Here is a 13,203-nt window from a genome sequence, read left to right as displayed (position 1 = left end):
CAGGCCCTCACCGGCCGCCCCGGAGCTCAGCTGTCCTCGGTCAGCTCCGCGCGGACTTCCTCCAGACGGGTCCTGGCGCCGTCGAGCCAGCGCTCGCACCGGTCGGCCAGGGCTTCACCGCGCTGCCACAGCGCCAGTGACTCCTCCAGCGGAGCGCCGCCGGTCTCGAGCTTGGTCACCACAGAGATGAGCTCCTCCCGGGCGCGCTCGTAGCTCATAGTCTCGATGTCCTCGGTCTGCGCGGTGCTGAACTCGGTGGACTTCGAGGTCGGTGCTCCTGTGGTGCTGCCGTCGTCGGTCATTGCGCTGCCTCTCGGTTCTGGATCTGTGCATCGTGTTCGGCCTGAGCGGCCCTGCGGTCTCTGGGGAAGATCTCCTCGGCGCGGGCGGTGAGCTCGCCGGAGGCGACCATGATGCTCAGCCGATCCCCGACGGCCACGGTGCCGGCGTCGCGCAGGACGTCCCAGCCTGCGCCGCCCTGGGTCTGCACCACGGCGTAGCCGCGGTCAAGGGTGGACTGCGGGGAGAGCGACCGGACCCGAGCCCGGGTCTGTGCGACCCAGTCGGTGTCGCGGCGCAACGCGGTCTCCATGCCGAAGAGCGAGCGACGCCGCAGCATCAGCAGCTCTTGGGCGCGCCCGGTGATCATGTCCTGGGGCTGGGCGAGCACCGGCCGGGATCGCAGCGCCTGAAGCCATTCGGTCTCGCGACCGATGAGCCGTTGGACGCCGGCTGACATGCGTTCGCGGGCGTGGGTGAGCTGATCGCGCTCCTGGGCCTCATCGACCACCAGCAGCTTCGCGGCGCCGGTGGGGGTGGAGGCGCGCATATCGGCGACCTCATCGAGCAGCGGGCGGTCCGCCTCGTGTCCGATGGCGGAGACGACCGGTGTGTGGGCCGCCGCCACGGCGCGGATCAGGCGTTCGTCGGAGAAGGGCAGCACCACCTCCTCCAGGGCGCCGCCGCCGCGGGCGATCACGATCACCTCCACCGCTGGGTCGGCGTCGAGTTCGGCCAGGGCCGCCGCGACCTCCTGGGGCGCGCCGGGTCCCTGGGTCGCGACCTCACGGATCTCGAACTGCGCGGCGGCCCAGCGGGCGTGGGTGTTGCGCAGGATGTCCTTCTTCGCGTCGGAGTTCCGGCCGGTGATCAGCCCGATCCGCAGCGGCAGCACCGGCAGCGGCTTCTTCCGATCCAACCGGAAGAGGCCCTCGGCGGCGAGGCGCTGCCTGAGCTGCTCGATCCGGGCCAGCAGGTCACCCAGTCCCACCGGCTTCATCTGCTGGGCCACCAGCGAGAGCCGCCCGGACTTCTCGTAGAGGTTCGGCTTGACCAGGGCCACCACCCGAGAGCCGGGCTGGACGGTCCCGCTGAGGCTGCCGGCGACGGTGCGCCAGGCCACCGTGGAGAACGAGACCTCCTGCTCCAGGTCCCGCAGGGTCATCCAGGCGTTGCCGTTGCGCAGGTTGAACTCCACCAGCTGGCCTTCGACCCAGGTCGGCGGTGCCGCCTCGATATGGGCCTTGAGCTTGCCGGAATAGGTGCTCAGCGCCCACGGCGTCTCCGCCGAGGTGTCCTGCGCCTGTGCCGGCTCGCTCATGTTCTGCCTTCGATCATCGACGGTCTCCCCGGAAGGTTCGCTATGGTGCTTACAGCCTATGCCACCCCCTTGACATGGTTGAAGGAGTTATCCACATGCGCCAGGTGCTCAGTGTCATCTCGCTGCTGCTGGCCGCGGTGCTGGCCGGCTCGGCGCTGGCGGGGTTCCAGGCCGACCAGCTCCTGCGCGAGGACGAGCCCATTCGGCAGATCGCCGGCGAGCTCCCGCAGCAGGAGGGGTTCAGCGAGCTGGTCTCCGAGACGCTGCTGGATCAGATGGAGTCTGAGCTGCCCGGAGGGCTGGCGAATCTGCTCGGTGACCGGGCAGACTCCGCCGTGGACTCCATCGTGGCCTCCATGTTGGAGAACGAGGAGATCGACGCCGCCTGGGACGAGACCCTGCAGGGCACCCGGGTGGACTACGCCGCGCAGCTGGAGACCATGTTCGATCAGGGCACCACAGGGCAGTCCAGCGACCTGGACCTCGCCGTGGATCTGAGCCCGATGGCGGAGGCCATGACCGGGCCGCTGCGCGAGGGTCTGGACTCGGCCCTGGGCTGGCTGCCCTTCCTGGACACCGCCAGCTTCGAGTTCCTCGCCCCCGAGGTGGTGGTGGACATCGAAGCCACCACCGGAGAGGGCGCCGATCCCTACACCTGGGCGCTGCTGGCCGAGGTCAGCAGACATTGGCTGGTGCTCGCGGTCCTGGCCGGGGTGATGGTCGCGGTGGGCCTTCTGCTGGGACCGGGCCGCAGCCGATGGGTGGCGCTGGCCCTCGGCGGCCTGCTCGGAGTGGGCCTTGGGCTCGGGATCGCGCTCACCGTCGCGGCAGCGGAGTTCGGCGCAGTGACCGATGCGGCCACCCAGTCCCTGGTGGACCACCTCGAGGTGCAGATCACCGCATGGGCCCAGCCGGCCTGGTGGGTCTTCAGCGGCGCGGCGGGCGCCGCCGTCGTCGTCGGACTGCTCGGCAGTGTGGCCGCGCGGAGCAGCCGAAGGGTGACCTCGCCGCGAGGCCTCGATCGGTGACCTTGGCCGGCGGCTTGATCCGTTGACCCGAACTGGGGCTTCACCCGGTGACTTCAACCAGGGACACGGTGTGACGGCCCCAGCCACCCGCCGGTAGACTCAGCCCCATGACTTCCACCGCCACCGCTCCCGACGCTTCGGCCCGGCGACAGCACATCGCTGTCCCCATGCCGATGGTGCCCCGCCGGCGCCGCAGCCCCGAGGAAGTGGCCGCAGAGTCCACGTTCACCGGTCCGCGCAAGGTGCTGCTCGCGGCGCCGCGCGGCTATTGCGCCGGGGTGGACCGCGCCGTCGTCGCCGTGGAGAAGGCGCTGGAGACCTACGGTGCTCCGGTCTACGTGCGCAAAGAGATCGTGCACAACCGACACGTCGTGGAGACCCTGCAGGAGAAGGGCGTCATCTTCGTCGAGGAGGCCGATGAGGTCCCCGAGGGTGCGCTGCTCGTCTTCTCGGCCCACGGAGTCTCCCCGGCGGTCAAAGACCTGGCCGACAGTCGGAATCTGCAGACCATCGACGCGACCTGCCCGCTGGTCACCAAGGTTCACCGCGAGGCCGTGCGCTTCGCCAGGGACGACTACGAGATCCTGCTGATCGGCCACGAGGGCCACGAAGAGGTCGAGGGCACCTACGGCGAGGCGCCGGACAACACCACGATCGTCAACGGTCCCTGGGAGGTCGATGACCTCCAGGTGCGCAACCCTGATCAGCTGATCTGGCTCTCACAGACCACGCTCTCGGTGGACGAGACCATGGAGACCGTGCAGAAGCTGCGCGAGCGCTTCCCGAAGCTGCAGGATCCGCCCTCAGACGACATCTGCTACGCCACCTCCAACCGACAGGCCGCGATCAAGAAGGTCGCTCCGCAGTCGGATCTGGTGATCGTGGTGGGCTCCGAGAACTCCTCGAACTCCGTGCGGCTCAAAGAGGTCGCCAAGGAGTACGGCGCCGCCCGCGCCGAGCGCGTGGACTACGCCAACCAGGTCGATGAGGCCTGGTTCCAGGAGGCCGCGACGATCGGGGTGACCTCCGGAGCCTCGGTCCCCGAGGTCCTGGTCGACGACGTCCTCCGGCTGCTCGCCGACTACGGCTACGGCAAGGTCGAAGAGGTCATCACCGCCGAAGAGGACATCGTGTTCTCGCTGCCCAAGGAGATCCGCAAGGCGCTCACCCAGGCCGGCCACGACGACGTCGGCACCGGTGGCCGCAAGCGCAGTGCCTGCTCCACCTCCTGAGCCCCCAAGAGCCTCCGAGTTCCAGTTCTGGGCCCTGTTCGTGGGGGAGCGGTGCGCCCGGTCCGGGCATGACCTGGGCTGACATACGATGAGGAGATGACGGTGCTGGGCATGACTGCGGTGATCGCGGCCGCGGTGTTGATCGGCACCATCCTCCAACGGGTCTCCGGCACCGGTGTGGGCCTGGTGGTCGCCCCGGTGCTCTCCATCCTTCTCGGCCCCGCCTTCGGGGTGCTGGTGACCAATATGACCACCTTCGTCTCCGGCGGCCTGATCATGATCGCGGTCTGGTCCCATGTCAGCTGGCGGCGCTTCTGGCTGATCATGCCCGCCTCGGTGCTGGGCGCGATTCCCGGGGCCTGGGTCGTCGGGCAGCTCAGCGCAGGCTGGCTGTCGATCATCGTCGGCGCGATCGTGGTCTTCGCGCTGCTGGTGACCTTCGCGCTGCCGAAGCTGCCGCATCTGCCCGGCCGCGGCGCCGGACTCTTCGCAGGGCTGCTGGGCGGATTCTTCAACACCACCTCTGGCGTCGCCGGGCCGGTGATGGTCATCTACTCCCGGGTCTCGCGCTGGGACCATCGCAGCTTCGCGGCCACGCTGCAACCGATCTTCATGACCATGGGTGCGGTCTCGGTGATCACGAAGCTGCTGATGGGCTCGGTGGAGGTCAACGGTCAGGCCGGGCCTCCGCTGGGATGGCTGTTCCCGGTGATCGTGGTGACCGTGATCGTGGGAATCCTGCTCGGCACGCAGCTGGCCAAACGCGTGTCCATTCCCACCGCGCGGACGCTCGCGATGACGCTGGCCGGACTCGGAGGAGCGGGCGCGATCATCCGCGGCACCATGGACGTCCTGGCATGACGGGTGCGCACACCACAGGGGCGCTCCCATGACCGCGCAGAGCGCACACAGCCGCCGACTGCTCATCGCGCTGTTCTTCATCGGGGTGGCGACCTTCGCCCAGCTCTACTCGCCCCAGGGCCTGCTGCCGCTGATCGCGACGGAGCAGGAGGTCTCCGCCGACCGAGCGGCGCTGATGATCTCCACCGCCACCCTCGGGCTCGCCCTCGGCGTGATCCCCTGGTCCTATATCGGGGACGCCCACGGGCGGAAGAAGGCCATGATCTGGGCGATCAGCCTCGCCTGCTTCTTCGGGATCCTTGCGGTGCTCATGCCCGTCCTCTTCGTGAGCCAGGGCTTCGAGCTCACCCTGCTGATGCGCTTCATCGAGGGGTTCATGCTCGGCGGGGTGCCGGCACTGGCCGTGGCGTACCTCAACGAGGAGGTCAGTCCCAAGATCGCGGTGGCCGCGGCGGGCACGTATATCTCGGGGACCTCGCTGGGCGGCCTGACCGGGCGCATCGTGGCGGCCCCAGTGGGGGAGCAGCTCGGCTGGAAGATCGGGATGCTCACCGTGACGCTGATCGCCGTGGCCTGCGTGGTGGTGTTCCTGCGGCTGGCGCCCATCGCGCAGAACTTCACCCCGCGCCGGGTCCGGCTGCGCGAGATCGTGCCGGCGCTGACCGGGAACCTGCGCTCAGCCACCCTCTGGACCCTGTACCTGCAGGGCTTCCTCACCATGGGCGGCTTCGTGGCCATGTACAACTTCCTGGGCTTCCACCTCTCCGCTCCGCCGTATTCGATCCCGTTGTGGATCGTCTCCTTCGTCTTCCTCGCCTACCTGGCCGGCACCTGGTCCTCCCCGCGGGCCGGACGGCTGGCCGCGCGATATTCGCGCAAACCGGTGCTGATCGCAGGGAACCTGATCATGATCCTGGGCGTCGGACTGACCCTGGTGCCGCATCTGGCGGTGATCATCCTGGGCACCGTGGTGCTCACCGCAGGGTTCTTCGCCGCCCACGCCGTCGCCTCGGGCTGGGTCGGTGCGGCCGCCACGGCCGGTCGTGCCCAGTCGGCCTCGCTGTATAACCTGGGCTACTACGGCGGCTCCTCGATCTTCGGCTACCTCGGCGGAACCGCGCTGAACGCCGCGGGCTGGTCCGGGACGGTCCTGATGGTGCTCGGACTCGCCGGTCTCGCGACCGTGCTGGCCGTCGTCGTCCTGCCCAGGGACTGAGCGCCCCACACCTGAGCGCCCCACACCTGGACGCCCAGGCACACCACGGCGCCCAGTTCGAGCAGGGTGACCACAGCTCGCTCGTCATCATTTCGGTTCAAGGTCGCAACTTATCCTGAGTCCCCGTAGACTCTGTGAGCCCTGTCACCAGATAGAGCGCACCCCAGCACCCCACCAGCAGGAGTACCGGCAATGACGACGCCTCCGCGTTCACGTGTCTCAGGCGACCACCTGAAGAAATACGACCCCCGCACGCAGTCGGAGGCCGAGTCCGAAGAGCTCTCAGTCGGTGCTCGCGCCGAGGGCCTCGAACGCCCGGCTCTGCTGCGCCGGATGATCGGCCTCATCGGCGGCGTCGTCCTGGCGCTCCTGGTCTACACCGTGATGCCCGGGGACATGGAGGTCTGGCCCCGGCTGACCGCCGCCACCGCGGTGCTGATGGCAGTGTGGTGGATGACCGAGGCCATCCCGATTCCGGCCACGGCGCTGCTGCCGCTGATCATCTTCCCGCTGCTGGTCCCCGCGGGGGACTTCGGCAGCGCCGAGGAGGCGGTGGGCGGGGTCTCCGTCGACGACGTGGGCGCCAGCTACGGAAACAACATCATCTTCCTGTTCATGGGCGGCTTCATGCTCGCCCTGGCCATGCAGCGCTGGAACCTGCACCGCAGGATCGCGCTGATGACCCTGCGCGCCATGGGCTCCAAGCCGGTGAACCTGATCGCCGGATTCATGATCGCCACCGGCTTCCTCTCCATGTGGGTCTCCAACACCGCCACCGCGGTGATGATGCTGCCCATCGGCGTCTCGGTGCTGATGCTGGTCAGCAAGATCATGAAGGGCGAGGACCCGGCCACGGCCAAGCACGCCGACGAGGAAGAGACGAACCAGGCGCTGAAGTCGAACTTCGGCACCGCCCTGATGCTCGGCATCGCCTACGCCGCATCCATCGGCTCCCTGGGCACCATCATCGGCACCCCGCCCAACGCGCTGCTGGCCGGTCACATGTCGGCCAACCACGACCTGACCATCGGCTTCGGCCAGTGGATGCTCGTGGGAGTGCCGATCTCGATCATCATGCTGGTCATCGCCTGGGTCCTGCTGACCCGGGTGCTCTTCCGCCCCGAGATCGACGACATCCCCGGCGGCGGTGACCTGATCCGTGACGAGCTGCGCAAGCTCGGTCCGATGTCCGCCGCCGAGGTGCGCGTGCTGGTCATCTTCGTGCTCGCCGCGGCCTCCTGGGTCTTCATCCCGCTGATCTCCACCAACCTGCTCGGCATGGAGGATCCGTTCATCTCCGATGCGGGCATCGCCATGGTCGTGGGTCTGCTGCTGTTCCTGCTCCCCGGCGGCGCCGCCAAGGGTGTGCGCCTGCTGGACTGGGAGTACGCCGCGAAGCTGCCCTGGGGCGTGCTGCTGCTCTTCGGCGGAGGCCTGGCCCTCTCGGCTCAGTTCGGCAATTCCGGGCTCTCCGTCTGGCTCGGCACGCAGGTCGAGGGCCTCGCCGGGATCCCGGTCTGGGTCCTGGTCCTGGTCGCGGCCTTGGGCATCCTGGTGCTCACCGAGATGACCTCGAACACGGCGACGGCGGCCACCTTCCTTCCGGTCGCCTCCGGCGTGGCGATGGGCACCGGTGTCGACCCGCTGATCCTCGCCGCCCCGGTGGCGCTGGCCGCGACCTGCGCCTTCATGCTGCCGGTGGCCACACCTCCGAACGCGATCGCCTACGGCTCCGGCTATGTGACCATCGGGCAGATGATCAAGGGCGGCGTCTGGCTCAACGTGGCCGGCGTCGTCATCATCACCGCGGTCTGCATGACCATCCTGGTCTGGGTCTTCGGTCTGACCCTGTAGCACCGAGGAGCTCCCACATGCCCGTCCTCTCGAGGAGCAGGGCACTTCACAACAGCGAAGTCAGGGGCAGTGAACCGCAGCGTCAGCGCGGATCGCTGCCCCTGACTCTTCACTGCCCCTGACTCTTCACTGTCCTTGACTTTTCACTGCCCCTGATTGCGCTCAGCCTCCAGCCGGGGACCCAGCGGGTTGACCTCGGTGCTCACCGTGGTGGTGCTCAGCGTCTCGCCGAGGTCCTCCAGCAGCCCCTCCGCAGAGGTGGCGGTGGGCTCACCGACCTCCAGCCGGCTCATCGCCTCCACCTTGGGCAGCACCTGACGCTCGATGTTGCCGATCAGCGAGTTGTACGCCGTCACCGCCTGGCGCAGCCGGTCCCCGGTGCGGGCCAGATGTTCGCTCATCTTGGCCAGCCGGCGGTAGAGGTCGCGGGAATGATCCACGACCTCGCGGATGTTCTGCGCCAGCCGCTCCTGCCGCCAGGCCGCGGAGACGGCCTTGAGCGAGGCCAGCAGCGAGGCCGGGGAGACCAGGGTGACGCCCTTGGAGAGCGCGTCATCGAGCAGCATCGGGTCCGCCTCCATCGCCGCCGAGAGCAGAGACTCGGCAGGGACGAAGCAGAAGACCACATCGGGGGAGAGGTCCACCGCCTCCCAGTAGCGCTTCTTCGCCAGCTCATCCACCCGGGCACGCAGCGCCTTGGCCTGGGCCTTGGGGTCCGTGGCGTTCAAGGGGGCCTTCGCGTCCAGGACCAGCTGGCGTCCACCGGGCAGGTGCACCACCATGTCTGGGATCAGCAGCTGCCCGTCGGTCCCGCGTCCGCTGTGCTGCTCGGTGAAGTCCACATGGGGGAGCATCCCGGCGGACTCCACCACCCGGCGCAGCTGCACCTCGCCCCAGTGTCCGCGCGCCGAGGTCGAATGCAGGCTCCCGAGCAGCGCCTGGGTGGATTCGATGATCCGCGCATCGGTCTCTGCGGCGGAGGTCAGCTGCTGGGAGAGTCGGGAGTGCTGGGCGGCCCGCTCGGTCTCGAGCTCCTGGACCCGGCGGTGCATCTCGGTGACGCCCTGACGCACCGGGTGCAGCATCTCTACCAGCGTCTCGCGCTCCCTGGCCGCCTCGGAATCCTCCTCGCGCCGCCGCTCGAGCTCCCAGAGCCGGCCTTCTGCGGTGGCCAGCTCCTGCTGCGCCGACGCGAGCTGGGCCTGGGCGTCGACGAGGTCCGTCTGTGCGCCGTGCAGCTGACCGCGCAGCGCGGCGGCGTCCTCGGTGCCGCGGCGCAGCAGATAGAGCACCAGCCAGCTGCCCAGGACGCCGAGCAGAACACCGAGCAGGACAGCGGCGAAGAAGTACAGATTGGTCATGACACCCAGCATGTCACCGGGCACTGACATAGTGTGGCGCGAGAGAGCCTGAGGTTGAACCTCCCCCGAGAATCCGAACGCGAGAAAGCCCGAGGAGATCCATGATTCGCATCCTGCTGGTCCGCCATGGCGAGACCGAGTGGAACAAGGCGCACCGGCTGCAGGGCCATTCGGACATCGAGCTGTCCGACTCCGGGGCGCTGCAGGCGCGCACCACCGGCGCCTTCATCCGCGCGCAGCACCCCGCACAGGCTCATGTCTCCAGCCTGGTCCGCACCCAGCAGACCTTCGCCGAGTTCGGCCTGGATCTGACCCCGCGCATCTGGGACGAGCTGCGCGAGCAGAACCTGGGCGAGTGGGAGGGCGCCTATGCCGCGCAGATCCGGGACGCCGAGCCGGAGAACTTCGAGGGCTGGCGCGCCGGCAGCTACACCCCCGCCGATGGGGAGACCCACCAGGCGCTGCAGACCCGGATGACCGGAGCGTTCGCGGACATCGTGCGCGCCACCGCGGAGACCGCACCCACTGCCTCGGCTGATCTGAGCTTTGAGGTGCGCACCGCCGTCCTCGTCTCCCATGGTGCTGCGCTGCGGGTGCTCTTCGAAGGCCTGGGGCTCATCGACCGGACCCAGTTCATCCCGCTGACCCCGGCCTCGGTCACGGTGCTCGACATCCCGCTCACCAAGGGCCCGGTCTCCTCCTCGCTGCCGAACTCGGGTCTCGACGAGGACCACGACGACGACGCCGAGGCCCGCGCGATCCGGGCGCTCACCGACGCCCAGATCGCCGATCACGCCAGGCTGCGGCTGATCAACCTCTCCCCGGAGCTGCTGAACCCGGGTGAGAAGACGACCGCGATCTGAGCGGCAACACCGCCTGACACAGACGAGTGGGCGATCTGAGGGATTCTTTCGCCCCTGAAGGCAGGAAGACTCACTCAGATCGCCCACTCGATGCGGGGTGTCCCGGGAGGCCGGGCCGGTGCAAGACCTAGACGTTGGCCGCCTTGATCAGGTCCGCGCAGCGCTCACCGATCATCATGGTGGTGATGTTCGGGTTCACCGTGGTCAGCTCCGGCATCACCGAGGCGTCGGCCACGCGCAGACCCTGCACGCCCTTGACCCGCAGCTGAGAGTCCACCGGTGACATCGCATCGTCATCGGCGCCCATCCGCACGGATCCCGCCGGATGATAGACGGTGTTGTGCGTGCGGGTCACATAGTCCGCCAGCTCCTCGTCGGTCTGCGTGTCAGGACCCGGGAAGAGCTCCTGCCCGGCCCAGTCCGCCATGGCGGGCTGCGCGGCGATCTGGCGGGCCAGCTTGATGCCCTCCACCGCCACGCGCATGTCATGGCCCTCGGCGTCGGTGAAGTAGCGCGGATCCACCTTGGGCTTGTCCCGATAGTCCTTGGAGCGCAGCCGCACCGTCCCGCGCGATTTCGCGTGGGTGACGTTCGGGGTCAGGCAGAAGGTGTTGTCCGCGGTCGGGTAGCCCTGGCGCAGAGTGTGCATGTCGAAGGGCACCGAGCCGTAGTGCATCATCAGGTCCGGGCGGTCCAGACCCTCACGGGTGGGCGCGAAGATCCCGATCTCCCACCACTGGTAGGAGTCCTCCACCATGGGCTGCCTGGCCTCCCAGGCGATGACCGCCTCGGGGTGGTCCTGCAGGTGCTCGCCCACGCCGGGGGAGTCCACGCGGGGGTTGATGCCGAACTCGGCCAGGTGCTGCGCCGGGCCGATCCCGGAGAGCATCAGCAGCTTCGGCGAGTCGATCGCGCCCGCGGAGAGCACGATCTCCTTGGTCGCGCTGATCCGGTGCGCCCGGCCGAACGCGTTGTTGACCGCGTCCACGCCGACCGCACGGTCGCCCTCGAAGACGATCTCGCGCACCCAGGTGTCGGTCAGCACGCTCAAGTTCGCCCGCTCCAGGATCGGGTGCAGGTAGGAGACCGACGACGACGCCCGGGTCCCGTCCTGGCGTCGGTTCACCTGGAAGAAGTTCGCACCCTTGAGCACGGTCTCCCCGGAGTTGAACTGTACCCGCGGGATGCCCTGTTCCTCACAGGCGTCCAGCAGCGCCACGCCACAGGGGTCATTCGGCGGGATGGTCATCAGATTCACGGGGCCGCTGCGGCCGTGGTGGTCGCCGGGGGCGTCATTGGTCTCCAGCCGCTTGAACAGCGGGTAGGTGGACTCGGCGTTCCAGCCGGTGGCCCCCATCGCCTCCCATTCGTCCATGTCCTCGCGCAGCGCCCAGAAGGCGATGCAGGAGTTGTGCGAGGAGCAGCCGCCGAGCACCTTGGCGCGGGCGTGGCGCATGAAGGAGTTGCCGTTCTCCTGGGCCTCGATTGGGTAGTCCCAGTCGAAGCCTGATTCCAACAGCTCCATCCAGCGGTTGAGCTGCAGGATCTCTGGCTTGTCTGCATCGGTGGGGCCTGCCTCCAGCAGGGCCACCGTGACGTTCGGGTCCTCGGACAGGCGGGCGGCGACGGCGGCGCCGCCGGATCCGCCGCCGATCACGACGTAGTCGAAAGTGGTGTTCTCCACAGGGTCTCCTTAGTTCTCCGGCATGCTGAACCAGCCGGTGACGGCGGGCTCGGTGTTCTCGTAGATGTGCTTGGACTCGCGGTACTCGTCCAGGCCCATATGACCCAGCTCGCGGCCGACGCCGGACTGTTTGAAGCCGCCCCACTCCGCCTGCGGCAGGTAGGGGTGGTAGTCGTTGATCCAGATGGTGCCGTGGCGCAGCCGTGAGGACACCCGGTGGGCGGTGCCGCGGTCGGATGTCCAGACCGCTCCGGCGAGGCCGTAGATGGTGTCGTTGGCGGTCTCGATGGCCTCGGCCTCGGTGGTGAAGGTCTCCACGGTGATGACCGGGCCGAAGCCCTCCTCTTCCACGACGGACATGCCGCGCTTGACGTCGTCGAGCACGGTGGGGGCGTAGAAGTACCCGTTGCGGTGCTCCTCGCCGCCGAAGTGGTGTCCGGTGCGCAGCGTGGCGCCCTCTTCGATGCCGCGCTGGGTGTAGTCGTACACCTTCTGGCGGTGCTCGGCGGAGATCAGCGGTCCGGTCTCGGCGGTCTCTTCGAAGGGCCCGCCCATCCGGATGTTCTCGGCGCGGCGGACCAGCTCGGTGACGAACTTCTCCTTGATCGACTCCTCGATGATCAGCCGGGTGCCTGCGGAGCAGACCAGGCCGGAGTCCACGAAGCCGGCGTTGAGCGCGTTGTCCACCGCGGCGTCGAAGTCGGCGTCGGCGAAGACCACATTGGGGTTCTTCCCGCCCAGCTCCAGGGCGACCTTCTTCACCGTCTCCGCAGCAGTCGCGGCGATCTTGCGTCCGGTGACCACACCTCCGGTGAAGGAGACCATGTCCACATCAGGGTGGGAGGCCAGCGGCGCACCGGCGGTGGCGCCGGCCCCGGTGATCAGGTTCGCCACACCGGCGGGCAGACCGAGGGAGTCATAGACGTCCATGATCAGCATGCCGGTGTGCGGGGTCAGCTCCGCGGGCTTGAGGATGAAGCTGTTGCCCGCGGCCAGGGCGGGCGCCATCTTCCAGGCGGCCTGCAGCAGCGGGTAGTTCCACGGGGTGATCATCGCGCAGACCCCGACCGGCTCGTAGACGACCCGGGAGAGCACCGTCGGGTCCCCGGCGTCGACCAGGCGACCTGACTCGGCATCGGCGAGCTTCCCGAAGTGCCGGTAGCAGGCGATGATGTCGTCCATGTCGATCTGCGCCTCGACGAACCGCTTGCCGGTGTCCAGCGCCTCGGCGCGAGCGAACTCGTCCTTGCGCGCCTCGATGGCGTCTGCCACGGCCAGGACGAAGGCGCCGCGCTCGGCGGCCGGGGTGTCGGCCCAGACGTGGGAGTCGAAGGCCTTGCGGGCGGCGGCGATCGCGGCGAGGGTGTCGGCCTCACCAGCTTCGGAGACGACACCCACTTCGGAGCCGTCTGCGGGGCAGTGGATGGTGCGCGTCTCGCCGGACTGGGCCGGAACCCATTGCCCGTCGATGAACAACGTTGAGACCTGCTCTGCTCTACTCATA

11 protein-coding genes are annotated in these 13,203 nt (G+C 68.5%); 6 read left to right on the top strand and 5 right to left on the bottom strand.

Annotated features, from left to right (window positions below):
- Positions 1-26: 26 nt before the first annotated feature.
- Positions 27-302, bottom strand: coding sequence for an exodeoxyribonuclease VII small subunit (locus tag LSI54_RS11525; RefSeq protein WP_241466160.1), 276 nt, complete (start codon positions 300-302; stop codon positions 27-29).
- Positions 299-1,600, bottom strand: coding sequence for an exodeoxyribonuclease VII large subunit (gene xseA, locus LSI54_RS11520; protein ID WP_241471099.1), 1,302 nt, complete (start codon positions 1,598-1,600; stop codon positions 299-301). Before xseA ends, LSI54_RS11525 begins: the two co-directional genes overlap by 4 nt.
- Before the next feature lie 95 nt (positions 1,601-1,695).
- On the opposite strand from xseA, the gene LSI54_RS11515 reads away from it, so the two are divergent.
- The 5 genes from LSI54_RS11515 (at position 1,696) to LSI54_RS11495 (ending at position 7,791) form a co-directional block, all read left to right on the top strand.
- Entirely contained in the window at positions 1,696-2,628 is a 933-nt protein-coding gene (locus LSI54_RS11515) for a hypothetical protein (protein WP_241478428.1), read from the top strand.
- Positions 2,629-2,735: 107 nt separating this feature from the next.
- A complete protein-coding gene (locus LSI54_RS11510) occupies positions 2,736-3,860 on the top strand; it encodes a 4-hydroxy-3-methylbut-2-enyl diphosphate reductase (protein ID WP_241466166.1) in 1,125 nt (374 codons plus the stop codon).
- 96 nt (positions 3,861-3,956) lie between these two features.
- On the top strand, positions 3,957-4,721 hold the full coding sequence (locus LSI54_RS11505; RefSeq protein ID WP_241466167.1) for a sulfite exporter TauE/SafE family protein: 765 nt from the start codon (positions 3,957-3,959) through the stop codon (positions 4,719-4,721).
- A 28-nt stretch (positions 4,722-4,749) separates the two neighbouring features.
- On the top strand, positions 4,750-5,937 hold the full coding sequence (locus LSI54_RS11500) for an MFS transporter (RefSeq protein WP_241466169.1): 1,188 nt from the start codon (positions 4,750-4,752) through the stop codon (positions 5,935-5,937).
- Between the two features lie 192 nt (positions 5,938-6,129).
- Positions 6,130-7,791 carry an SLC13 family permease gene (locus LSI54_RS11495; RefSeq protein WP_241466171.1) on the top strand — a complete coding sequence of 554 codons (1,662 nt, stop codon included), beginning with the start codon at positions 6,130-6,132 and terminating at the stop codon, positions 7,789-7,791.
- A 143-nt stretch (positions 7,792-7,934) separates the two neighbouring features.
- On the opposite strand, the gene LSI54_RS11490 is transcribed toward LSI54_RS11495, so the two are convergent.
- Positions 7,935-9,152: a DNA recombination protein RmuC gene (locus tag LSI54_RS11490; protein WP_241478427.1), complete on the bottom strand. Its 1,218-nt coding sequence runs from the start codon at positions 9,150-9,152 to the stop codon at positions 7,935-7,937.
- 101 nt (positions 9,153-9,253) lie between these two features.
- On the opposite strand from LSI54_RS11490, the gene LSI54_RS11485 reads away from it, so the two are divergent.
- Positions 9,254-10,015, top strand: coding sequence for a histidine phosphatase family protein (locus tag LSI54_RS11485; protein WP_241471102.1), 762 nt, complete (start codon positions 9,254-9,256; stop codon positions 10,013-10,015).
- A gap of 127 nt (positions 10,016-10,142) precedes the next feature.
- On the opposite strand, the gene LSI54_RS11480 is transcribed toward LSI54_RS11485, so the two are convergent.
- The gene (locus LSI54_RS11480; RefSeq protein WP_241466182.1) at positions 10,143-11,699 is read right to left on the bottom strand and encodes a GMC family oxidoreductase; all 1,557 of its coding nucleotides are present in this window, start codon (positions 11,697-11,699) and stop codon (positions 10,143-10,145) included.
- Between the two features lie 9 nt (positions 11,700-11,708).
- Positions 11,709-13,202, bottom strand: a complete 1,494-nt coding sequence (locus LSI54_RS11475) for an aldehyde dehydrogenase family protein (protein WP_241466184.1) — start codon at positions 13,200-13,202, stop codon at positions 11,709-11,711.
- Position 13,203: the final 1 nt, after the last annotated feature.

This window comes from Nesterenkonia sp. AY15, from assembly GCF_022565855.1.
Taxonomy (GTDB): Bacteria; Actinomycetota; Actinomycetes; order Actinomycetales; family Micrococcaceae; genus Nesterenkonia.
The sequence above is the reverse complement of the archived record's forward strand: the minus strand, read 5'-3'. Positions and strand labels throughout refer to the sequence as shown.